20 protein-coding genes and 1 other annotated feature are annotated in these 23687 nt (G+C 30.4%); of the genes, 16 read left to right on the top strand and 4 right to left on the bottom strand.

What is annotated here, in order from left to right; genetic code table 11:
* Positions 1-49 precede the first annotated feature (49 nt).
* Positions 50-284, top strand: a binding site (T-box leader).
* Positions 285-333: 49 nt separating this feature from the next.
* The 4 genes from BN2409_RS01345 (at position 334) to BN2409_RS01330 (ending at position 4968) form a co-directional block, all read left to right on the top strand.
* Positions 334-624 carry a hypothetical protein gene (locus BN2409_RS01345; protein ID WP_053954864.1) on the top strand — a complete coding sequence of 97 codons (291 nt, stop codon included), beginning with the start codon at positions 334-336 and terminating at the stop codon, positions 622-624.
* Positions 617-2545, top strand: a complete 1929-nt coding sequence (gene metG, locus BN2409_RS01340) for a methionine--tRNA ligase (RefSeq protein WP_053954863.1) — start codon at positions 617-619, stop codon at positions 2543-2545. Before BN2409_RS01345 ends, metG begins: the two co-directional genes overlap by 8 nt.
* 13 nt (positions 2546-2558) lie before the next feature.
* On the top strand, positions 2559-3326 hold the full coding sequence (locus BN2409_RS01335) for a TatD family hydrolase (protein ID WP_053954862.1): 768 nt from the start codon (positions 2559-2561) through the stop codon (positions 3324-3326).
* Positions 3327-3936: 610 nt separating this feature from the next.
* Positions 3937-4968, top strand: a complete 1032-nt coding sequence (locus tag BN2409_RS01330) for a 3D domain-containing protein (protein WP_053954861.1) — start codon at positions 3937-3939, stop codon at positions 4966-4968.
* A 30-nt stretch (positions 4969-4998) separates the two neighbouring features.
* Here the strand turns inward: BN2409_RS01330 and BN2409_RS01325 are convergent, their stop codons facing one another.
* Positions 4999-10857 (bottom strand): S8 family serine peptidase, encoded by a 5859-nt coding sequence (locus BN2409_RS01325; protein WP_053954860.1) that lies wholly within the window; start codon positions 10855-10857, stop codon positions 4999-5001.
* 249 nt (positions 10858-11106) lie between these two features.
* Here BN2409_RS01325 and rnmV point away from each other — a divergent pair, with 249 nt between their 5' ends.
* From rnmV to BN2409_RS01310, 3 genes are all read left to right on the top strand, one after another.
* The gene (gene rnmV, locus BN2409_RS01320; RefSeq protein ID WP_053954859.1) at positions 11107-11637 is read left to right on the top strand and encodes a ribonuclease M5; all 531 of its coding nucleotides are present in this window, start codon (positions 11107-11109) and stop codon (positions 11635-11637) included.
* A 13-nt stretch (positions 11638-11650) separates the two neighbouring features.
* Positions 11651-12520 carry a 16S rRNA (adenine(1518)-N(6)/adenine(1519)-N(6))-dimethyltransferase RsmA gene (gene rsmA, locus BN2409_RS01315; protein WP_053954858.1) on the top strand — a complete coding sequence of 290 codons (870 nt, stop codon included), beginning with the start codon at positions 11651-11653 and terminating at the stop codon, positions 12518-12520.
* An 85-nt stretch (positions 12521-12605) separates the two neighbouring features.
* Entirely contained in the window at positions 12606-14000 is a 1395-nt protein-coding gene (locus BN2409_RS01310; RefSeq protein WP_053954857.1) for a DUF7922 domain-containing protein, read from the top strand.
* A 50-nt stretch (positions 14001-14050) separates the two neighbouring features.
* On the opposite strand, the gene BN2409_RS01305 is transcribed toward BN2409_RS01310, so the two are convergent.
* Complete coding sequence (locus BN2409_RS01305) at positions 14051-14491, bottom strand: rhodanese-like domain-containing protein (RefSeq protein WP_053954856.1); 441 nt, start codon at positions 14489-14491, stop codon at positions 14051-14053.
* Positions 14492-15324: 833 nt separating this feature from the next.
* On the opposite strand from BN2409_RS01305, the gene BN2409_RS01300 reads away from it, so the two are divergent.
* Positions 15325-15585: a metal-sensitive transcriptional regulator gene (locus BN2409_RS01300; RefSeq protein WP_053954855.1), complete on the top strand. Its 261-nt coding sequence runs from the start codon at positions 15325-15327 to the stop codon at positions 15583-15585.
* 8 nt (positions 15586-15593) lie between these two features.
* Here the strand turns inward: BN2409_RS01300 and BN2409_RS01295 are convergent, their stop codons facing one another.
* A complete protein-coding gene (locus BN2409_RS01295) occupies positions 15594-16052 on the bottom strand; it encodes a DUF3189 family protein (protein WP_053954854.1) in 459 nt (152 codons plus the stop codon).
* 242 nt (positions 16053-16294) lie between these two features.
* On the opposite strand from BN2409_RS01295, the gene BN2409_RS01290 reads away from it, so the two are divergent.
* From BN2409_RS01290 to tnpA, 4 genes are all read left to right on the top strand, one after another.
* Positions 16295-17254, top strand: a complete 960-nt coding sequence (locus BN2409_RS01290) for an ABC transporter substrate-binding protein (protein WP_053954853.1) — start codon at positions 16295-16297, stop codon at positions 17252-17254.
* A complete protein-coding gene (locus BN2409_RS01285) occupies positions 17229-17984 on the top strand; it encodes an ABC transporter permease (protein ID WP_053954852.1) in 756 nt (251 codons plus the stop codon). Before BN2409_RS01290 ends, BN2409_RS01285 begins: the two co-directional genes overlap by 26 nt.
* Positions 17985-18692 (top strand): ABC transporter ATP-binding protein, encoded by a 708-nt coding sequence (locus tag BN2409_RS01280; RefSeq protein WP_053954851.1) that lies wholly within the window; start codon positions 17985-17987, stop codon positions 18690-18692. It begins immediately after the preceding gene.
* Between the two features lie 152 nt (positions 18693-18844).
* Complete coding sequence (gene tnpA, locus BN2409_RS01275) at positions 18845-19300, top strand: IS200/IS605 family transposase (RefSeq protein WP_053954850.1); 456 nt, start codon at positions 18845-18847, stop codon at positions 19298-19300.
* A gap of 103 nt (positions 19301-19403) precedes the next feature.
* Here the strand turns inward: tnpA and BN2409_RS16670 are convergent, their stop codons facing one another.
* Positions 19404-19562, bottom strand: coding sequence for a DUF1540 domain-containing protein (locus BN2409_RS16670; RefSeq protein ID WP_110942879.1), 159 nt, complete (start codon positions 19560-19562; stop codon positions 19404-19406).
* A gap of 380 nt (positions 19563-19942) precedes the next feature.
* Here BN2409_RS16670 and BN2409_RS01270 point away from each other — a divergent pair, with 380 nt between their 5' ends.
* From BN2409_RS01270 to BN2409_RS01255, 4 genes are all read left to right on the top strand, one after another.
* On the top strand, positions 19943-21067 hold the full coding sequence (locus BN2409_RS01270) for a TMEM165/GDT1 family protein (protein WP_053954849.1): 1125 nt from the start codon (positions 19943-19945) through the stop codon (positions 21065-21067).
* 82 nt (positions 21068-21149) lie between these two features.
* The gene (locus BN2409_RS01265) at positions 21150-21488 is read left to right on the top strand and encodes a hypothetical protein (protein ID WP_053954848.1); all 339 of its coding nucleotides are present in this window, start codon (positions 21150-21152) and stop codon (positions 21486-21488) included.
* A gap of 108 nt (positions 21489-21596) precedes the next feature.
* Entirely contained in the window at positions 21597-22259 is a 663-nt protein-coding gene (locus tag BN2409_RS01260) for a response regulator (protein WP_053954896.1), read from the top strand.
* Positions 22256-23686, top strand: a complete 1431-nt coding sequence (locus BN2409_RS01255) for a sensor histidine kinase (protein ID WP_053954847.1) — start codon at positions 22256-22258, stop codon at positions 23684-23686. The genes BN2409_RS01260 and BN2409_RS01255 overlap by 4 nt, the downstream gene beginning before the upstream one ends.
* The last annotated feature ends 1 nt before the right edge of the window (position 23687 follow it).

The following is a 23687-nucleotide window of genomic DNA, read 5'->3' as shown; positions in this document are numbered from 1 at the left end:
ATCCCTTGACAATACATGTATATTTTTATAAATTATATATATAATAAGGTTAATAGTAATGATGGGAAGAGTAAGGATACAAATTTGCTAAAGAGAGCTAGGATTGCTGAGAACTAGCGCAAGTAATATCTTGAAGATGGCCCCTAAACTGCATGGCTGAAAATGTTTTAGGTTATGCCGGAGTTGCGTCCGTTAAAGGTGCAAAGTGAATTTCACTTACTAAGGTCTATATTGTGAAATATAGGCAAATTAGGGTGGTAACGCGAGTAGATCTCGTCCCTTGTTTTGGGACGGGGTTTTTTTGTGGTGAATTTTTGATATGAGGTGATGCTTTTGAAATCAGGGAAGCCTAAGGCGCTTCTTTTAAGATTTATTTATGGTTATTTACAAGGAATCATTTTTATTTCAATTATTTATATAGTAGTAGGCATTACTATTATTTTATTTGATCCAGAGCCTTTCTCAATTGTTGTAATTAAGTATACAAAAACAGAAGGAGTAAGCAAGCTAGTTCCTACTTTAGCAGGGCATGTATTCATGTTGTTTTGGGGGCTTATAGAGTGGAGAAGAGGTCAGCTGGAGCTTAGAAAAAGAAAGAAAAAGAGGAGGAAAATTTATGAGTAAAAAAACTTTTTATATTACAACACCTATTTATTATCCAAGTTCGAATCTTCATATTGGACATACTTATAGTACGGTAGCAGCAGATGCTATGGCAAGATTTAAAAGAATTACAGGCTATGATGTAAAGTTTTTGACAGGAACTGATGAGCATGGTCAAAAGCTTCAAAAGGCAGCACAGGAAAAGGGAATGGAGCCTAAAGAATATATTGATACGATTGTAGATGGTATTAAAAAACTATGGGAAACTATGGAAATTTCTTATGATTTCTTTATTCGAACTACAGATGATTTTCATAAAAGAAGAGTACAAGAAATATTTAAAAAGCTTTATGAAAAAGGAGATATTTATAAGGGTGAATATGAAGGATTGTATTGTACTCCTTGTGAGTCATTTTGGACAGAAACTCAAGCAGTAGATGGAAAGTGTCCAGATTGTGGTAGACCTGTAGAAAAAACAAAAGAAGAAGCTTATTTCTTTAAATTATCTAAATATCAAGATAGACTTCTTAGGTTGTTTGAAGAAAACCCTAAGTTTTTAGAGCCTGCTTCAAGAAAAAATGAAATGGTAAACTTCATAAAGGCAGGACTTGAGGACTTATGTATTTCTCGAACAAGCTTTGATTGGGGCATACCTGTACCTATAGATGAAAAGCATGTGATTTATGTATGGTTAGACGCACTATCAAATTATATTACAGCTTTAGGGTATCCAGAAGACGTAGATGGAGATTATAAAAAATATTGGCCAGCAGATGTTCATTTAATGGCAAAAGAAATTGTAAGATTCCATACAATTATTTGGCCAGCAATGCTGATGGCACTAGAAATTCCTCTTCCTAAAAAAGTATTTGGACATGGATGGATTTTACTAGAAGGAGGAAAAATGTCCAAATCAAAAGGAAATGTAGTAGACCCTGTAGTATTGGTAGAAAAATATGGAGTAGATGCACTAAAATATTTCCTTTTAAGAGAATATTCATTTGGTCAAGATGGTGTGTTTACAAATGAAGTATTACTCAATAGAATCAATTCTGATCTTGCAAATGATTTGGGAAATCTAGTGAGTAGAACTGTTGCAATGATTGAAAAATACAATGGAGGAATTATTCCAGCACCTATAGAAGAAGGAGAATTTGATGAAGATTTAAAAACATTAGCAGTAGGTGTATCTAAAAAAGTAGAAGAAAAAATGGATAATTTAGATTTTAGTAATGCATTAGAAGAGATATGGAAACTTGTAAGAAGAACAAATAAATATATTGATGAAACTATGCCTTGGGCACTTGCAAAAGAAGAAGACAAAAAGAGTAGACTAGATACAGTGCTATATAACTTATCAGATAGTATCAGAATGATCTCTATTCTTATAGAGCCATTTATGCATATCACAGCGAAAAAAATATGGAATCAATTAGGAATAGATCATGGACAGGCAACTTCTTGGGAAGATACTTTAGAGTTTGGAAAAATTCCAAGTGGAATCAAAGTACATAAAGGAGAAGCTTTGTTCCCAAGAATTGATATTGCAAAAGAGTTAGAAGAACTAGAAAAAATGAATCAAAAACCAGAACCAAAAGAAGAGAAAAAAGAAATTGTGCAAAAACCAGAAATTACCATAGATGATTTTGACAAAGTAGATTTAAAAGTAGGGAAAATATTAGAGTGCAAAAAGCATCCAAAGGCAGATAAATTGCTTGTATCTCAAGTGAAAATAGGAGAAGAAGTACGTCAAATTGTATCTGGTATTGCAAAGCATTTCAGTCCTGAAGAGTTAGTAGGAAGAAAAGTAATAGTAGTAACAAATTTAAAGCCTATTAAACTAAGAGGAGAAGAATCCAGAGGAATGATTTTAGCTGCAGCAGATGGAAAAGAGTTGACTCTTGTTACTGCCGATATAAATGAAGGAGCTCAAGTAAGCTAGAGGGGGAAAATAAATGTTATTTGATTCACATGCCCATTTAGATGATCCTAGATTTGATAAGGATCGAGATGAAATCATCAAAAGAGCACAAGAAAATGGCATATCTTATATTGTCAATCCTGGATCAGATTTTGAGACTTCAGTAAGATCAATTGAGATGGCAAAAGAATATGATATGGTATATGCAGCTGTAGGAGTTCATCCTCATGATGTAAAGGATATGGATGAAATTACACTATCTTTACTCAAAGGATTATCTAAAAAGCCAAAGGTAGTAGCCATTGGTGAGATTGGTCTTGATTATCATTATGATCATTCTCCAAGGGATTTGCAAAGAGAATGGTTTAGAAGACAAATTCATCTAGCAAAGGAAGTAAAGCTTCCTATTATTATTCATGATCGAGAAGCCAATGATGATGTTTTAAGGATACTCAAAGAAGAAGAGGCTTTTGAGACAGGAGTAGTTCTTCATTGTTATTCAGGCAGTGCAGAGCTTGCAAGACAATATATAAAGCTTGGAGCATATATCTCTATTGCAGGACCTGTAACCTTTAATAATGCTAGAAAAACAGTAGAAGTAGTAGAAAGTATTCCTCTAGAGTATTTGTTTGTGGAGACAGATTCTCCATATCTTACGCCTGTGCCTTACAGAGGAAAAAGAAATGAAATGTCTTATGTAAAGTATGTGGCAGAAAAAGTTGCAAATATCAAAGGGATTTCTATAGAGGAAGTAGCTCATCAAACAACGGAAAATGCAAAGAAGTTTTTTAATATAAAATAGGATAGGCCTTTGGCCTATCCTATTTTATATGCGAAATTTTTGATTAAGTGAATAAAAAAAGGGTATTTTTATAGCATGAAAAAATAATATTTTGAATATAATAAAGTATAAAGAAGGAATCTCTTCTTATGGACTATTGACAAAGTATATTTAGAAAAGTCATAAAAATAAGGAACATTTATTGAGAATTTGTGAAAATATAGAATAAGTGAGAAAATGCTTAGCATTACATTGTTTGAGCATAGCGAGTTTGTAATGCTGTTTTCGATCGTTTCTATATATTTTCCAAATTTGAAAATCAGTGACGGTTTTTATGACTTTGTCTATAAGATAAAAGAAGGAAATCCTTCTTATTTATTTTTTGGAAATTTCCTGGGAAAAGTGGCGAAAAAGAAAATATGTATAAAAATGGATTTAATGTAAATAATAAATATAGAAAAATTTAATTTCTTTGTAAATTATTATACAAAAATTTGACTTATGAAAGTTTTTTGTGTAAAATACTATAGATTCTTCAAAGGAACAGGAAAAATCAACCAAATGTTAGATTTTTCAAAAATGTAGAATTCATTTTTTAGAATTCTACTTAAAAATAAGGAGGCTAAAACCTATGGAAACACACTTTAGGAATATGAAATTTCTAAACAAAAGAAATTTCATCATTCTGGGACTGGTTGTGCTAATAGGGATCTTTCTAGGAAGTACTGCATTGACAAAACAGATTACAATTAAAGATGGAAATAAAGCAGTAAAGTTAGAAGTTCTTTTTTCAAATGTAGCAAATGCCATTCAAAAATCAAATCTTGTATTAGGTGATCATGACCAAGTATCTTATCCTTTAGACAGCAAAGTCAAAGATGGAATGATCATACAAATCAAACGAGCACATCCTGTAAATGTTTACGCAGATCAAAAAGATATCCAAGTGATGACTGCCTATGAAAAAGTAGAAGATATTTTGAAAGAACATAAAATTAAGGTAGGAAAAAAGGATAAAGTACAGCCTGCTCTTGATGAAAAAGTAGGAAAAGACGAAACTATAAAAATAGCTAGAGTAAAAGAAAAAATAGTAGCACAACAAGAGGCAATTCCCTTTCAAAGTGTTATCAAATACAATCAAAAGCTAGATCAAGGCAAAATAAATATCATGCAAAAAGGGGAAAATGGAGAAAAGGAAGTTAAGTATAAAATTATTTATGAAGATGGTGTAGAAACTTCCAAGGAATGGGTAGAAGAAAAGATTATAGTAAATCCTAAAAACGAAATTGTAGAAAAAGGAACAGCCATTTATGTAGCTACTTCTAGAGGTAGCATAAGTGCTAAAAATGTTGTGAAAATGACGGCTACTGCGTATGATTGTTCTTATGCCAGTACAGGAAAATATCCAGGACATCCTTATCATGGGATTACAAGTAGTGGAACAAGGGTAAGACCAGGAGTGGTAGCAGTAGATCCTAAGGTGATTCCTTTAGGAACAAAATTGTATATCAAAGCACTAGACGGATCAGCAGATTATGGATTTGCCGTTGCAGAAGATACAGGAGGAGCTATCAAAGGAAATAAGATTGATCTTTATTTTGAAAGTCCCAAGGATACAAAAAGATATGGAAGAAGAAAAGTATTAGTGTATATATTAAAATAGACAGAGAATGATCTCTGTCTATTTTTATATTTATTCAATAAAGTCTATGAATTTTAGTAAACGATACACCATAATACTTGTTTCAGCACGAGTTGTATTTTCAGTTGGAGCGTATTGACTAGCAGTTCTTCCAGAGGCAATTCCTGAATGAATCATAGTAGATATAGCACCTTTAGACCAATCACTAATCTTTTGTTGATCATCAAATACTTTAAGAGTTTTGTCATAATCATATTCTTGAGGAGCTTTTCCTCCTAGTTTCATAGCTTTTTCAATGATCACTGCCATTTCTTGACGAGTAATAGGTTGATTTGGTTTAAAAGATCCATCTTCATAGCCGTTGATTAATCCATAATGAGCGCCTGTTAATACAAAATCTTTATACCAGTCATTAGAATTTATATCTACAAACTTTTTATTACTTTCAGTATTTTTAAGACCTAAAGCTTTTACTAAAAGAGTGACAAATTCAGCTCTTGTGATATTTGAATCAGGAGCAAATGTGTTTTCATTCATTCCTTTGATAATAAATCGTGAAGCAAGATTTTCGATTTCTTTTTTTGCCCAATGAGTTTGTACATCATCAAAGGTTTTGTTTCCTTCTACAATTGTGATCATATAATTAGAAGAAGATTTTATTTTTGCAATCCATTTGCCATCTATTTCTTTAAAAGTAGTAGGAACAAAATCATAAGAGTTATTTTTTGGATCGTATGAAACTGCTGTGGCTTTATTTTTATTGAATGTTTTTTCAATAGGAATTATAGCATTGATATATAAGTTATTAAAATCTTTGATTTCTACAGATGAATTATTTTCTCCTAAAGCAAATACTTTAAATTCTACTGGTGTAGAAAGTATTTTAACATTTTTATTAGATAAAATATCTTTTATAGAATTGTCTTTTTCTTTAGGTTCAATAGAAACACTAATTTTTTTAGGAGCTTGTCCTAATTTTTCTTGAAGCTTTTTCATATCTAATGAAGAGATAGGAAGAGAATATTCTCCATTTTCTCCTTTGACATGAATAATCATATCTTTATTTTCTTTTAAAGCTAGATTTAATGAATCTACAGTAAAAGATGCTTTGGTATGATCTTTTTCTAATGAAATATTAATTTCTTTTTTATTTTTTTGAATGAACTTCTCAAGATCTATTGAATTCAATGGATTTTGTTTTTCTTCTGTTGGCTTTGGAGTAGTTTTGTTGCTTCCGCCTCCACCACTTGAAGATCCTTTGATAGAAGAACCAGAGTTGGAACTGTTTGTATTCATTTTGAATAACCCTTCATTTTTAGAAGTAAATACAGGTCCATTTGGACTACCTGCAAAGGCCATTTCTACACGATAATCTCCACTTAAAAGACTAACTAAACTTTCATCAAAACCATGATAATAATGAGCTTTTGATTCATTATATAAAACTTTTTCTACTCCATTTTCTATTTTGTAAAGTCTCATATAAGGATAGACAATATTTGCATCATCTGTTGTATCATGTTGAATCACATAATCTTCTTTATCAGCATAAGTGGATGCACAAATTCCTTTATGAGAAAGGTTATATAGGGTAGTGGTTGTATCTTTTCTATTTACATCAAACCATTCATGATTTGCAGAAATTCTAGTGCTTAAAAGGCGATTTCCAAATTCATCTAATACTCCTGCGTAACCTATAAGTTTGTCATTGTTTTTAAAGGAATTCTTTTGTAATTCTACTAAAGGTTTGAATGTACCTCCAACCTTTATAGTATATTCTTTTCCTGCTTCAAGCTTTAGGGATTTAGGCATTTGTAGTAGGTAGTTCCAGATATAAGATGGTTTTTCATTATCAGCAAGACCTAATACAATATTCATACTATCATAGTCAATATCAGCAGGAACATAGAATATACTTCCTTGGCTTTCTTCAATTTTGAAGGTATGGTTGTAGTTGCTAAAAGGAAGAAGAGCTGCACCTTTCCATTTTTTATATCCTTTTACTATAGGATCTAATATGATTTTTGCATTTTTAGAAGCATCAAAATGAATTTCTTTATCTTCATCTACTTTTATATCCTTTGCAACTACATAATAATTTGTTTGATTTCCGTTAGCATCTGCATGGGTGATAAATTGACCATCAAAGCTATAATCTCCATTTTCTACCCAAACGTCTTTTGTAAAGATAGGCATACGAATCGGCATAGTTTTGTTTTCTTTTTCTATCTTAGGTTGATAAATAATATTGATACCATTTTGCATATGTTCTACTTCTTTATTATTCATTTCAAAATCATGAAGAGTAACTTTTTTAAGATCAAGCTTGTCCAAATGAATTTCTGTATCTAAATCGTCAAAGGTTGTAAAAGGTTTAAATAAATAGATATATGTTTTATCATCTGCGAGAGTATATCTAATGACTGCAAGGTTTCCATTTTTTTCTTTTGATAATTTGATACTAGAATCTAATGCAACGGTACCAAAATCATCTTCATCTTGATATTTATTTCCCCATGATCCGTAGGTTTGTTCCCAATGATAAGAGCTAGAGTTTATAGATGCTGTACTGACTGCATCCACTTCTCCACCACCCATAGGGTTTTCTTCTTTTAAAGATGCACTGCTTACAGCATCTACATCATTTCCTTTTTTAAGACTATATATATATACATAAGGAACAGTTAAAGCATTTCTCCAGCTTACATGTTTTGTAATCATCTTAGGATCATGACTTACGATTTTATGGATTCCTTCATCATAAAGACGTACAGTCATTTGTTTTGCCAATTTTTCTTTAGACAGAGGATTTTCCTCTAAAGAAAGTTGAAGATGATAATCTCCTGTCTTTCCATCTAAACTCATAATATCCCAAAAAGTTAATTCAAAGAAATTTTTGCTTTTTTCTCCATCTTCATGACCACCCATTAAGTCCCAATAAATAGGATAAATCCATTCATCATTTTCATCTAAAACTCTAAAACGAGGAAGAAGTACTTTGCTATCATCTTCATCATCATCTTGTACTTGGAGTGTATCTTCTTGTTTGACAATACTTGCTTTACTTAGATTTCCTCTACTGATTTGACACAAGAAATTCCCATAATCATCTGAAAAACGATTCATAGTTTGAAATAATTCATATCCAATAGGAAATTTAACGATAGTTTCTCCATTTTCTTCTATAAACTGAATGCTTTCAGGATTATATGTTTTATTGGCTTCTAATACATGATCTTCTACAGCTTCATAGCTTAAGTCAAAGTGACTAATGTGAAGACCTCCTCCAACCTTTACATCTACTACTTCATTTTCTGGAATCACAATACCTGTTTTACCACTATCAAAGGTATAGATCCAATCTTGTTTATTTTCAGGGTCTGCCACATTTGCATCTATTTTATAACGATAAGTATCAGCAGATACATAAATATTTTCTCCTCCAAGCTTCATACCTAAAGAAGTATTGGTTTTGTCATTGTATAGATAGACAATACCTGATTTTACTTTTGTTTCAGTATCTGTAACCAAATGTACTTGCCCTGTTTTTGTTCCATCAAATAGCATTTCATATTTTTGACTTCCTTTTTGAATATGTTTTGCCCATTGAGTTAAGAAATAAGTTTCTCCATCTTTTTTGCTGTAAGAAAAAAAGTCATAATCTCCTTCATCTATAAAAATAACAGGAGCCATTTCTTTGTTGTTATTGAGTTCATTTGTAGTTCCTATATTGATTCCATCTTTGTCTACTACAGTAGCATAATAAGCCACATCTGTAATTTCAGAGCCACCTTTGTTGATGGTTTTAAATTGAACAGCTTGAGTATTTTCTCCTGTAATTTTAAATTCGCCAGGACCTTCTAACTCTCTTTGATACATAAATATAGATGTTCCTCTTTTCATTTCTTTGCAGTCAAAAGATCCTTGAATCATTACATATACTTTTTTAAGATCTTTTCCTAAAGTTCCTGGGATTCTTGTGAGTCCTAGTTCATTTGTTTTTCCTGTATAGATTCTGTCATAGTTATTATGCTCAGGATCTTTTACATATACGTTTACAAAAGAGTTTACAGCTACATTTCCATCAGGATCTTTGACTTCAAGTAAAATACCATTTGTAACTTCGTTGATGATTTTTACAGAGATTGTATCTGTTCCTTTCACTTCTTCTCCTGCATAAGCTGCAGCAATGAGTTCATAGCTTCCATTTTTTTGATCTTTTGTATTCCAATGGATAGAATATTTATTAGAATTTCCTTTTTCCATTTCTCCAATTTTATGGTCTTTAGAGATTTTATCTAAATAAAATACTACTTTATCAATTTCATCTTGATCTTTTAAAATGTTTGCTTTTAAAGTTACTTCATCTTTTAAATAGTCATTTCTTTTTAAACCTTCTATTTTAATCAATCGATCAATATTCATATTTGGATTTACAGCAGCATACATATTTAATTTACCGTATCCTGTTTTTTCATCCCAACCAATATCTTCAAGATCTACTGTTGTTTGAATCAATGCTTCTTTAATTTCTTCAGGAGTAGTATTAGGATGAACAATTTTATATACAGCAGCTACACCGGCAGTATAAGGGCAGGCAAAGGATGTTCCATTAAATTGAGCATAATATCCTTCTTCTTCATTTCCAAATTGTGCTTCCTTAGGAATAGAAGTAGAGTAAATTTGTACACCAGGAGCCATAATATCTAAGGCTTCCCCATAGTTTGAAAATTTAGCAATACTATCATCTACTCCAATAGCACCTACTGTTAAAACACCAGGGTATGCAGCAGGATAAAAATTGCTTCCATCTTTTCCATCATTTCCAGCAGCTGCAACTACCAATACACCTTTTTCTTGTGCGTACTTTACTGCATTGGCCATGGTTTGACTATAGCCTTCTCCTCCAAGACTTAGGTTGATAATATCTGCTCCTTTATCAGCAGCATATCGAATACCTTCTGAGATTTCAAATATATTTCCTTCTCCTTCATCATTCATAACCTTTACAGCAAGAATTTCTACATTTAAGTCACCAGCAAGTCCAGCGATTCCTAATTTATTATTATAGTGAGCGCTTATCACTCCCGATGCAAATGTTCCATGGCCATTGTCATCTATTACACCATAATTGTAAGGATATTTACTTCCATTTTGTCTTTCCTTTACAAAGTTTTCACCTTCTATAATTTTTCCTTCTAAATCAGGATGATGGTAATCTACTCCTGTATCTAAAACGGCTACTACTGCTTTGTGCTTATTTTTTCCTATTCTTTTCCAAGCATCAAAGGCTTGTATATCTTTTAGAGCCCATTGGTAATCTATGTATTTATCTTTTACATCTTCCTGCATTTCTTCAGTGATTTTTTCTTCTTTGATTTCTTCTTTTACTTCATCTTCTTTTGTTGTATCTTTTTTTGATTCATTTTGTATTTGTTCTTTAGAAATTTCTTCTTTTATTTCATTTTTTTCTTCGTTGTTATTATAAACAGTAGAATTTACAGTTTGTCTTTCAGATAAGTCATCAGATAAGTTTTTACAAATTCGATAGATTCTATTAGGTTCTATGTATTCAATTTCACCATCATATGTTAAATCTTCTAAAACATCAGAAACATCTTCTCCACTTTCAACGTTATATAGTATAGGTTCTTGTTCTGTAGGAGTACTTTCTGATTGAGAAAATAAACTTCTTAAAGTATTATGTTTTTTTATTTTTTTGTATTGAATAATTAATTCACCTTCAAAATTTTCATCAATTCCATATTTGGCACAAAGATCTTTTGACAAATTAGGCTTTTCATTGGCGTAAGAAAAGGTAGGAAACATGCCCGAAAAAATACTTACAAAACATAAGCAAAAGACTAAAGTATAACTTATTTTTTTAACAATTTTATGGTGTAAATCCATAAATAAACCTCCTTTTAATGTAGTTTGTAAATGATAATTAGAGTCAATAAATAATAAAAAATTATTGAAAATGATAATTAATATCGAGGCCTCTGTTACATATTAGTACCTAAATATGGGATTGTCAACAAAAAATGTCGAAATTACATATGTATTGACATTTATCAAAGTAAAAAACATTGTATTTTACAATCGTTTAGGTATGTTGTACAATATTTTAAGGATAAAAATGTAGGGTAGGTGAAAAATATGATTAAGGAAGTCATTGTAGTAGAAGGAAGAGATGATGAAATTGCTGTAAAAGCAGCAGTAGATGCAGAGATTATTATTACCCATGGTTTTGGGATTAAAGAAAATACATTTAAAAGGATAGAACTAGCAAGTGAAAGAAAAGGCGTGATTATTTTTACAGATCCAGATCATGCAGGAGAAACCATTAGAAAAAGAATAGATCAGAGAATACCAGGTTGTAAGCATGCATTTTTACCAAGAGAAGAAGCTACGAAAAATGGAGATATAGGAATTGAAAATGCATCTGCTGAAAGCATTATTGAAGCTTTAAGTAAAGTTCGGTCTAAAAGTGAAGAAAAGAGAAATGAATTTAAACAAATTGATTTGATTCGTAATGATCTTATTGGATCTAATCAAGCAAGTGAAAGAAGAGATAAAATAGGAAAAATATTAGGAATTGGTTATGCCAATGCAAAACAGTTTCTAAGTCGATTAAATAATTACGCAATTACAAGAGATGAATTTGAAGAAGCTCTAAAAAAGCTTTAGATAGGAGAGTTTTATGGAAAAATTAGTTTCTGTTTATAAAACAAAAGAGATTGTGAGTAAATATGGATTTAAATTTTCAAAAAGCTTAGGACAAAATTTTTTAATTGATGAAAATATATTGACAAAAATAGTAGATGGAGCAGATGTAGGAAAAGAGGATGCAGTCATTGAGGTGGGACCTGGAATAGGAACACTTACTCAAGCATTATCAGAAAGAGCTTCAAAAGTCATTGCAGTAGAAATTGATAAAAAACTGATTCCAATTTTAGGAGAAACTCTAAGTGCTTGTCATAATGTAGAGGTAGTCAATGGAGATATTCTAAAAATAGATTTACATCAATTGATTGGGGAAAAATGTGAAAAGAGATCTGTAAAAGTCATAGCCAATCTTCCCTATTATGTAACGACTCCTATTATCATGAAATTTTTAGAAGAAAAAGTACCCATTCAAAATATGGTTGTAATGATTCAAAAAGAGGTTGCAGATAGAATGCAAGCAAACCCAAATACAAAAGATTATGGAGCTTTATCTGTAGCCGTTCAGTATTATTGTAATCCTAAAATTATTACAAAGGTTCCTAGATCTGTATTTATTCCTCAACCTAATGTAGAATCTACAGTAATTCGTTTAGATGTATTAGAAAAACCAAAGGTAGTTGTAAAAAGTGAAAAGTTATTATTTAGAGTGGTGAGAGCAGCTTTTGGAAAGAGGAGAAAAACCATATTAAATGCATTGTCTAATAGTGGACTTGGTTTAGAAAAAGAGATACTTAAGGAAATTTTACAAAAAAGTGATATAGAGGAAAATCGTAGAGGAGAGACATTGAGTATAGAAGAATTTGGAAAACTATCAGATGTAGTATATGAATACATAAGCCTTTAAAGGCTTATTTTTTTTGCGAAAAAAGAACTTATTTACTAGTTGGTACATATATTAATAGTAAGTGATAAAAGAGAGGATGGTGAATATGGACAGGAAACAGTATAGAAGATACTTTATTATACTAGATCATGAAGATAAAGGATTCCAAAATAAAGAAGGAAAAATGCCAAAGGGATATACAAAGATCGAAACTAGAAATGGAAAAGGAGTACTTAATCATTATATCGAGAATATGAAATACTTTGAGGATGCAGAGTATATGTATAAAGGATACTTAATTGGAACGAAGAATCATATTTGTATAGAAAATGGAACATTTATGATGGATCAAGATGGAAAGGGAGAACTAAGTTGGAAGTTTGATCCTGACAATGTAGATGGAAAAGGTCATTCTATTACGGATTTTAATGTTATTGCAATTATGGCAAAGCCAAGAGAAATAGAAAAAGAAGTAGCTACCCCTTTAGTAGGATTTATAGATAAAAAGAAAGTAGCTTTTAAACATGTTGTAGAAGAGAATCAAAAAAAATCTTCTGATCTAGAAAAGACTCCTGCCACTCAAAGTATAGATAAAGTAAAAGAGGAAACAATAGTAAAAGAGGAAAAAGTGGAAACGAAAGAAGAAGATCTTTATAAGCAAGATACAGAACAAAAAGAGGTTGAGGAAGAGAAGAAAGATATTGAAGAGAAGAAAGATACAGTAGAGAAGGAAGATATCAAAATAGAGCAAAATCAAGAAATCTATAAAGAGAGTGAAGAGATAGAAAAAGAGGAAGTTCAAAACAAAGACTATCCAAAAGATTTACAGGAAGAAGAAAAAGAAGAAATGGAAGAAAAAATTATGAGAAATACACAAGATAATGATAAAGAGAACAAACAAAAGGTTGAGGAGTATAGTTACCACCAAAGAATTATCAATGGGTTTAGGAGATATGAAGAAAATGAGTATGCTCAGGAATCTAATGCTATGAAAGCTTATGATTGTAAAAATCCTTATGAGTATTATCAACAGTATTTTAAAATGGTGAGTGGATATGTAGAAAACATATTGAAGTATTATCCAATTGTAGAGCCTTTTGAAAAGAATATGAAAAACTGCACATGGTGGAAAATTGATTGTAGTCAACAAACGTTATATAGAAATTTCCTTCCTTTTTATGGATATACCAATTATATGTATACTTATATACCTTATACACCTTATACGTCAGCATGTCCTCCTTCAATTTATAAATATAAACATTATATTTTTGGAATTATGAAAAATGAAAAAGGAGAAGTGGCTTACTATTTATATGGCGTTCCAGGAAGATTTATAAAAAATGAACAGCCCTACGAAGGAAAAACAGGATTTGTTTACTGGCATTCTCTAGAAGATAAGAAAGCAGAAAAGGGAGATTATGGGTACTGGATATTGCATATTGATGCCAAAACAGGAAATGCAGTTGTTCCACCTAATAAAACAATACCTCCTCAATAAATTTCAATATAAAAATCGCATGTTCTTATAAGGAACATGCGATTTTTATATTATTCAATTTCATATGGCCAATCTTGCATGCCTCCATTGAGCATATAAATCTTTGAGAAACCATTATTAGCCATAACTTCTGCAGCCTTTTCACTTTTTTTATCACTTTCTCCGTAGATCATGTAAATATTGTCTGGATTATAATAGTCTAATTTTTTTTTAAGTTCTTTATAAGTAAGTTGTGTAGCATTAGGGAGATGTCCCTCTAAATATTCATCTTCATCGCGAATATCAAATACAATTGTATCTGGATTTTTTTCTAAAAGTATTTTTGCTTGTTCAAAAGATACCTTTTTATAATTGTATTTTACTCTTTCTGAATCTAAAAAAGTTTCATCTGAACCTGAGAGTGTAAAAAAAACAATTCCAATCAGTAATATGATCAGGAGAACAAGTGCAATATATAGAGTTCGTCTTTTGAGAATAAGAATTTTTAACATAAATGAATCACCTCGCTACGTTGACATTGTACTAATAATATATTTGTACAATAGCTATTTTATGCATAGAATTTATTCCTTAAAAAAAAGAACTGGGTGAATGCCCAATTCTCTTTTTAAGAAAGAAAAAATTACTACTAATAACCATATCCCCAGCCACCACAGAATAAAATAACTAGAAGTAAGAAGAAAAATAATAAACTGCTATCATATCCACAACCATATCCATATTGTTGTGCATTAGCCATCATATATACCTCCTTTAAAAATTTAATATTTTATTTTTCTTTTGTATACTATAGTCTATGAAATTTATAGGACATCTGTGCCTAAAAAAATTCGCATATTCCTCTCGGAATTGCTCATGGCTTAAGCGAAATTCTTTCATTTTATTCAGAATTTCCGTTGCTTAAAAGTTGATGAAAAGCTAACTTTCTAAAGCTATCCAAAATTTATTCATGTATATAACTTCTTAAAGAGTAAAAAATCCTTTGCATAAAAGACAAAGGATTTTTTAGGATGGCTCATACATGATTTTATCTGTCTCCAAGTCCAAAGAATGGAAAGCCACCATCGCAAATACAAAATATGAAAAATATTACAATGATCCAAATCCAGATGTCATTCCCACAGCCAAATAAACATTGTTTATTTTGTTCCATATGTTTATATCCCCCTTTTAAAGAACAATGATTGCGCTCTTAATATATCATATTGATGAGAGTATAAAAGTGACACTATTTTTATAATTTTTTCTTATTTTTTAGGAAATTATATAAATGAATAAAATGTGGTACAATAATATGAAAAGAATTTGAACGGAGGATATAGATATGGATTCAAAAAAGGATTTAATTAATAGATTAAGAACCATAAAGGGACATATAGCTGGAGTAGAAAAAATGATTGAGGAAGATACAAAAAGTTGTAATGATGTTCTTCTTCAAATTGCAGCTATTAGAGCTTCTATTCATAAAGTAGGCCTTATTATATTACAAGAGCATGCAAAAGATTGCTTATTAGGTGATCAGGATATGATTAGCAAAGAAGAGGTAGATAAGGTATTACAAACAATTATTAAATTTATGAAATAGTACTTCATCTATGGTACTATTTTTCTTTTTGTTTTTTTTACAATTTCAGAAATATTTGAATAAGCTTTTAAAGTTCCATAAGTGACAATAGGTCTTCCAAAGGATACAAGTCCAAATTTTCTAGAACTGCCTCCTCCTATTCGCATCAAGTTGTTTACAGCAGGAGATGTGTCTACACATAAAATTTCATTTTGAGGAAAGTTCAACATCTGAAATACCGTTTCAATAGCATTGACTACAAGATGAGCAGAATTTTTTCTCCCAATGGTATAGATAGAATGACCATATTCATCTTTTCCATGATAAATCAGTCTTGCTATATCTTTTTTTTGTATTTTATCAAATAACGGAAGTGCAAGAAGTTCATTTTTATCTGGAATATAATCTAAGGGTAGTTGATTTAAATGAATAGCCGCGGCTACAATAGTAGAATGTGCTCCACCTACATCATGATAAACAATATACAAAATACCACTCCCTTTTAAGTTTAGTAGAATATAATCTTTATTTTATAGGATGACATAGATTGAATAAACTTATACATAGAGTTTATAGATAAATTCATAAAAAAACATCTTCTTAATAATTGTTCCTAATTTCTATGACTTTGCTATAATATACTTTCTCAACAGTCTGAGTGTATAAACTTATATATAATATTATAGGCTATGTTATACTGATAATATAATGAAGAAAGAGGGGAATAACAGTGAGAAAATTTTTATCTTTAGTTTTAAGCTTTATGATTATTTTTACTATGTCTGCATGTAGCACAGAAGAAAAAGAAATTACTGTAAAAGTTGTAGGATTAAAAGGACCTACTTCTATAGGAATGATTCAAATGTTTGAAGCAAATCCTTCTTTAGGGAAAAATATAAATACATCTTATGAGGTCATAGAAACTCCTGATCAAATGGTTGCAAAGATTTTATCAAAGGAGGTAGATTTTGCTGCACTTCCTACAAATGTAGCTGCAAAGCTTTATAATAAAAAAGCAGGATATAAGATAGCCGCTATGAATACAAAGGGAGTTTTATATGTAGTAGGGAATGAAGAAATGAAAGATTGGAGTGATTTAAAGGGCAAAACTATTTATTCTATTGGAAAAGGTTCTAATCCAGATGTGATTTTTAGATATCTTTTAAAAGAGAATGGATTAAGTGAAGAAGATGTAAAAATAGATTATACTTTTTCTCAATTAGAATTAGCTCAAGGGATGGCGGCAGGAAAAGTGAATTTGGCAGTTTTACCTGAACCTTTTGTAACCATGGTTCAAATGAAAAATAAAGATTTAAAAGTGGCTATGGATTTACAAGAAGAATGGAAAAAGGTCAATCCTAAAACATATATTGCTCAAGGCTGTATAGTAGTGAGAGAAGAATTTGCAAAAGAACATAAGGAAGTAGTAGATGCATTTTTAAAAGAATATAAACAATCTATAGATTGGGTAAATACAAATCATGAACAAGCAGGTATTTTGACTGAAAAGCATGGAGTTGGAATAAATGCCAAAATGGCAGAGGTAGCTATTCCAAGATGTAATATTGAATTTGATGATGCAAAAGCCTGCAAGGATTCTGTAAATAATTATTTAAAAATATTATATGATTTTTCACCAAAAGATGTGGGAGGAAAACTTCCGGATGAAAATTTTTACTATGAAAGATAAGTATCCAACTATTTTATCTATTGTATTATTGATATGGATATGGAAAATTATTACACTTAAAATTGGAAATGAATTGATTTTACCTTCTCCAGAAAATACATATAAAAGCCTTTTGAATATTTTACAATCAAAGGACTTTATCAAAATAGTTTTTTATACCATCAAAAGAGGTGGTATTGGAATTTTAATTTCTGCTATATTAGGTTTGGGAGTAGGATTTTGTATAGGAATGTATCCTTTTATGGAAAAAATGTTAGAGCCTCCTTTAGCAATGATTCAGTCTACCCCTATTATGTCTATTATTATTTTAGCATTGATTTGGATACATACAGAGAATGTTCCTGTTTTTGTAAGTTTTTTAGTAGCTTTTCCTATTATATGTGTAAATGTTTCAGAAGGAATAAAAAATGTAGACCAAAATTTAATACAAATGGCATCTATCTATGAAGTAAATCTTATAGATTTATTTACAGAAATTTATTTACCTTCTATTGCATCTTTTTTTATGGCTGGACTTTCAAATGCTATAGGGATCGGATTTAAGGCTGTTATTGCAGCAGAAGTATTAAGTCAGCCGAAAGCTGGAATAGGGACAAGTCTTTATAATTCAAAGGTTTATATAGAAACAAATTTAGTTTTTGCATGGACCCTCATTGCCATTGGTTTAAGTTTTTTATTTGAAAAAATATTGAAATCTTTACAAAGGAAAATAATGAGATGGAGAATATAGATGAATATCAATCTAGAAAACTTATATAAAAGTTATAAAAATCTATCTATTTATGAAAATTTTCATATGAGTATACCCAAGAAGAAAACAACTTGTATTTTAGGTCCATCAGGATGTGGAAAAACAACTCTACTCAATATACTCAGTAAAGTCATTCCCTTTGATAAAGGAAAGATTATAGGTTTAGATGATTTATCCATTTCTTATCTTTTTCAAGAACCTAGATTATTGCCTTGGAAAAGTGTACAAAAAAATATTGAGTTTGTTTTAAAAAAAGTTTATAAAAAGGAAGAAAGAGAAAAAATAGCAAAGGAATATATAAAGAAAGTCGGGTTAGAAGGTTTTGAAAATTATTATCCAAAAGATTTAAGTACAGGGATGAAACATAGAGTCTCCATGGCAAGAGCATTTGCATATCCTTCTGATTTACTTCTTATGGATGAGCCTTTTACAGGATTAGATATCAAAACAAAAAACGAAATGATGAAAATATTTCTACATTTAGTTCATACAGATATAAAAACTATTGTATTTGTTACTCATAGCATAGAAGATGCTGTTTTATTAGGAGATGTTGTCTATATATTTAGTGATTCTCCTGTAAAAATAAAAAAAACCTTCTTTATAGATATAAAAAAGGAAGAAAGAAATTTAGATCATATGAGAAAGAATATAGATCATATAAAATATATATTAAAAAAAGCCTGAAAATCAGGCTTTTTATTGTATAAAGAAAACCACCTGCTATGCGGGTGGTTCCAAAGAGCTTTTAGCGATGAGTATGTAATAAAAGACCTCCTTTTGTTAAAATAGAAAAGGTTTCGTCAGCCAAATCTAAGAAACAAAAGGAGGTCGTCACAGTGGACGAGAGTAGTTTATCACATACGAAATGGGATTGCAAATATCATATAGTATTTGCACCAAAATTTAGAAGAAAAGAAATATATGGAGAAAAGAAAACAGAAATAGGAAAGATTTTAAGGCAGTTATGTGACTGGAAGAGTGTACAAATAATAGAGGCAAATGCTTGCCCAGATCACATACATATGTTGGTATCAATACCACCAAAGATGAGTATTTCAAGTTTTATGGGATTTTTAAAAGGTAAGAGTAGTTTAATGATATTTGAGAAATATTCAAATTTGAAATATAAATATGGGAACAGACATTTTTGGTGCAGAGGATATTACGTAAGTACAGTTGGACGTAATAAAAAAGCAATAGAACAATATATAAAGGAACAATTGCATGAAGATATGATATCTGATCAAATAAGTATAAAAGAATATATGGACCCTTTTAAGGGTAGCAAGTAAAGGGTTTTGCAGCTGGCGAAACCAAAAGCGCCTTAAGGCGCAAGCACATAACCGGCCCTTATAGGGCTGAAGAAATACCACCAGCTAAGCTGGTGGATGATTATTATGCTCTTTCAAAACTTCCACAATCTGTGCATTCTACTGTAGTCGCATTGGTTTCATGTTTGACAACTTCTATATGATCTAGACTACACTGAGGAACTGACTTTGCATGATATTTACATTCTGTTACATTACATCCAATACTATTATTTGCTTTCATAAGTGAGACCTCCTTTTAAGGATTCATAAATAGTATATGCTCATGATAAAGAATTTATACGAACAGGAAATAAAGGTATAAAAGGTATAGATAAGAAAGATAGTAATATTTTAAATTTGAATAATTACAGGACTTGTGATTTATAATAATATATGATATATTTTTAAATGACTTTTAAGTGAAAAAGGGAGTAGCCGCAAAATTTTTTTGCAAATACGAATCAACATACTGGTGAAAATACCTGGTTCTATTTACTTTTTTTAAAAAGGGGCGAGACTTTTAGCTTAATAAAGCTATTTATTTAAATAGCTTTATTAAGCTATGAGTCTCGCTTTTGATATTTTGTACAAAGAAATATAAATGTAAAAAGGAGGACCAAAATGCTTACATCATTTGTAAAATCATTATTTCTTATTTTTATGGCAGAAATGGGAGATAAAACTCAAATCCTTGCCATGACTTTTGCTACTAAATTTAGAGTATATGAAGTGCTGATAGGTGTTTTTATAGGTTCGTTTCTAAATCATGGAATAGCTGTAGCTTTAGGAAATTATCTTTCCAATTTGATTCCTTTAGATAAAATGCAGATTGCAGCAGGAATTTTATTTGTGGGCTTTGCTTTTTGGACACTAAAAGAAGATGAGGAAGAAGAAGAGGAGGAGCAAAAAAAGAATATAGGACCTATTTTGACAGTCGCAGTCGCATTTTTTATAGGAGAACTTGGAGATAAAACTCAGTTAAGTGCCATTACATTGGCAGTAGATTCTTCACATCCTATATTTGTATTATTAGGAACTGTATCAGGAATGATTCTTACGAGTGGACTTGCTATTTTAATAGGCAGTCAAATTGGAGATAAGATTCCAGAAATTTTCATTAAAATATGTTCTGCTAGTATATTTATGATCTTTGGAGTGACGAAATTATATCATACTCTTCCTAAATCTTATATCAATTCTGTCAGTGTAAGTATATTTTTTATTGTAATAGGAGTCTGTATCTATATTGTAGTAAAACCTATGATAAAATCAAAAAAAGAAGGAATTTTATCTGTTTTTAAAGAAGCAGCTATTACTCTTTATGATCATACCCACAATATACAAGAAAGTTTAGAAAAAATTTGTCTTGGGGAAAAAGAATGTGGCATATGTGAAGGAAGACATTGTATGATTGGATATACAAAGAAGCTTATCAAAAATATTATTCAAAATGAATCTTTACCAAAAGAAGAAATAGGTATTTTAAAAGAGAGTTTAAATAAAAATTTTGACGAAGGAAGAGTCATAGATAGTTTAAGTGCAGTACTTATGTATTTTCATAAGAGCAAAGAGGAAGAGTATGAGATAGATGAAAGGATTCATCAAGTGAGAAATATGCTAGAAGTCATATTGATAGGAGAATTTTTAGAGTATAAAGATATGAAAAGTTACCTAGAAAAGTTAAAGGGGAAAAATGAAATTATAGCTAGTAAGGTAGAAGATAGAATATATAAAAATATAGAATGATCACATAAAAGACTATGAATTGTCACAAAGATGCCACAATCTATAGATATAATAAACTTATCAAAGAGAGGAGATGAAGTTTATGAAAAAAAGAATGATTGGTTTGGTATTAGGAATGTTAGTGATAGGATCTAGTATGGGGGCTTTTGCAGCAGAGGAGCCAGTAAGTCAAAATAAGGTAGGTATGAGATGGAGTAATTTATCTGTAGAAGAAAGAATGACTCAAAAAAATGCTCATATTGATGAACTTGTAAAGAATGGAGAGATTACAAAAGAAGAAGGAGATCAGTATAAAAAAGTTATTGAAGAGAGAATGAAAGAATGTACAACTCCTGGAGAAAATAGAGATCAACATGAAAGATTAGGGTTAGGATTTGGAAAAGGGCAAGGCAAAGGAAATGGACAAGGAAGAGGATGTTAAATGTTCCTTATTTGTATGACTTTTCTAAAAGATAATTTTAAACAATATGTAAGGTCTGATAAATCAGACCTTAGTTTTTTTGGGTATAATAAAATAGGAGGTGAAGCAATGGCCAAAATTCTTGTGGTAGAAGATGAAAGCAGAATGAGAAGACTGATCAAGGATTATTTAACAAAAGAAGGCTTCTTGATTGTAGAAGCAGAAGATGGGAAAGAAGCGCTAAACTTATTTGATGAGGCAATTGATTTGGTTATTTTGGATATTATGATGCCTAAATATGATGGGTGGACAGTTTGTAAAGAATTAAGAGAAGTATCTAAAGTTCCTATTGTAATGCTTACAGCTAGAAGTGAAGAATCTGATCAATTGTTTGGTTTTGAGTTAGGAGCAGATGAATATATTACAAAGCCATTTTCTTTAAAAATATTATTAGCTAGAATAAAAGCTCTCTTAAAAAGAATACAAAAAGAAGAAGAATTGATACAGATAAGAGATATGAAGATTGATCATAGTGCCCACAAAGTGTTTATCAATGAAAAAGAAATAGATATAACGCCAAAGGAATATGAACTCCTTTACTTTTTAGCAAAATATGAAGGAAAAGCTCTCTCAAGAGAACAATTGTTAGATCAAGTATGGGGATATGATTATTATGGGGATTTAAGAACTGTAGATACACATATCAAGAGATTGAGAATGAAGTTAAAGGAAAAAAATAGTTGGATTCAAACTGTTCGAGGAGTGGGCTACCGATTTGAGGTGAAGAAATGAGAAATTCCATAGGTATGAAGCTATTCGTAGGAATTATGATATTTATTTTGATGATTGTGACCATATCATGGATTTTTCATACAAAATATATTGAAGAATATTATTTGCAAAGAAAAAAAGAAAATTTAATTCAATATGAAAAAGAAATTGAAAATACATATAAAGAAAATCCACAAAATTTGAATGATACTATAGGAAAAATAGAAAATGTTTTAGGAGGAAATGTTGTCATTATATCTTCTAATGATTCATTTTATGGGCATGGAAAAGGAAAGATGGGAGTTATGTTAAGTCAAGAAGTATTCAAAAGGGTTTTGCAGGGAGAAAAAGTAATGGAAACCTTTGAACATCCTAAATGGAAGGTCAAATTTTTAGTATTTGCAGCTCCCATAGATGATAAAATCATTATTTTGCAAAGCTCTATTGCATCTATACAGGAAAGTGTGATGGTTGCAAAAGAATTTTATATTTATATAGGTATATTCTCTTTAATGCTTGGGACTTTTATGGCATTTTGGTATGCAAAGAAATTTACAAAGCCTATTGTAGCTTTAAATGAAGTAGCAAAGGATTTGGCAAAGTTAAAATTTGATACAAAATATGAAGGAAACAGAAAAGATGAAATAGGACAACTTGGAAATACTATGAATTCTTTATCTCATCAATTGAATGAAACTATAAAAGCATTAAATATTTCAAATGAACAATTAAAAAAAGATATAGAAAAAAGAAAAAGAATGGAAGAGTTAAGAAAAGAATTTATTGCAAATGTTTCCCATGAATTGAAAAGTCCTATTGCACTCATTAAAGGATATGCAGAGGGGCTTTTAGAAAATATAGTACAAGATGAAAAAAGTAAAAAATTTTATTGCCATGTGATTATAGATGAGACAGATCAAATGGATCAACTAGTAAAGGATTTGTTGGAACTTTCTAAACTAGATTCGGAAAATATAAAATTACAAGTAGAACCTTTTTCTATAGAAGAACTGATACAAAAGATTTATCAAAAATACAATTATGTATTCATGGAGAAGAATATAAAAGGGCAGATTCAAAAAAATGGAAATAGCTGGATTGCAATAGGAGATCCATATAAGTTAGAACAAGTGATTTTAAATTTTATAAACAATGGAATTCATCATATAGGAAAGGAAAGAAAGCTAGTCATTTCTCTTGAAGAAAAGAAGGAGACTATAAGAATTGGAATATATAATACAGGAGATTTTATTCCCAAAGAAGAAATGGATAAAATATGGGATAGTTTTTATAAAATAGATAAAGCAAGGACGAGAGAGTTAGGAGGAACGGGATTAGGACTTTCTATCGTAAAAGGAATTTTAAAGCTCCATAAAAGTTCTTTTGGAGTAGAGAATAAGAAAGATGGAGTTGAATTTTGGTTTGAGATCAAAAAAGGAGATCAATAGC

The organism is Inediibacterium massiliense, assembly GCF_001282725.1.
GTDB lineage: Bacteria > Bacillota > Clostridia > Peptostreptococcales > Thermotaleaceae > Anaerophilus > Anaerophilus massiliensis.
Note: the sequence above shows the minus strand (reverse complement) of the source record. Positions and strands in the feature narration are given on the sequence as shown.

Coding starts and splice junctions, on each gene's coding strand:
- BN2409_RS01260 (WP_053954896.1), top strand. CDS start 21,597: ATGGCCAAAATTCTTGTGGTAGAAGATGAAAGCAGAATGAGAAGACTG.
- BN2409_RS01280 (WP_053954851.1), top strand. CDS start 17,985: ATGAATATCAATCTAGAAAACTTATATAAAAGTTATAAAAATCTATCT.
- rnmV (WP_053954859.1), top strand. CDS start 11,107: ATGATTAAGGAAGTCATTGTAGTAGAAGGAAGAGATGATGAAATTGCT.
- BN2409_RS01305 (WP_053954856.1), bottom strand. CDS start 14,491: ATGTTAAAAATTCTTATTCTCAAAAGACGAACTCTATATATTGCACTT.
- BN2409_RS01325 (WP_053954860.1), bottom strand. CDS start 10,857: ATGGATTTACACCATAAAATTGTTAAAAAAATAAGTTATACTTTAGTC.
- BN2409_RS01335 (WP_053954862.1), top strand. CDS start 2,559: ATGTTATTTGATTCACATGCCCATTTAGATGATCCTAGATTTGATAAG.
- BN2409_RS01255 (WP_053954847.1), top strand. CDS start 22,256: ATGAGAAATTCCATAGGTATGAAGCTATTCGTAGGAATTATGATATTT.
- BN2409_RS01310 (WP_053954857.1), top strand. CDS start 12,606: ATGGACAGGAAACAGTATAGAAGATACTTTATTATACTAGATCATGAA.
- BN2409_RS01330 (WP_053954861.1), top strand. CDS start 3,937: ATGGAAACACACTTTAGGAATATGAAATTTCTAAACAAAAGAAATTTC.
- BN2409_RS01285 (WP_053954852.1), top strand. CDS start 17,229: ATGAAAATTTTTACTATGAAAGATAAGTATCCAACTATTTTATCTATT.
- BN2409_RS01300 (WP_053954855.1), top strand. CDS start 15,325: ATGGATTCAAAAAAGGATTTAATTAATAGATTAAGAACCATAAAGGGA.
- BN2409_RS01270 (WP_053954849.1), top strand. CDS start 19,943: ATGCTTACATCATTTGTAAAATCATTATTTCTTATTTTTATGGCAGAA.
- BN2409_RS01265 (WP_053954848.1), top strand. CDS start 21,150: ATGAAAAAAAGAATGATTGGTTTGGTATTAGGAATGTTAGTGATAGGA.
- metG (WP_053954863.1), top strand. CDS start 617: ATGAGTAAAAAAACTTTTTATATTACAACACCTATTTATTATCCAAGT.
- rsmA (WP_053954858.1), top strand. CDS start 11,651: ATGGAAAAATTAGTTTCTGTTTATAAAACAAAAGAGATTGTGAGTAAA.
- BN2409_RS16670 (WP_110942879.1), bottom strand. CDS start 19,562: ATGAAAGCAAATAATAGTATTGGATGTAATGTAACAGAATGTAAATAT.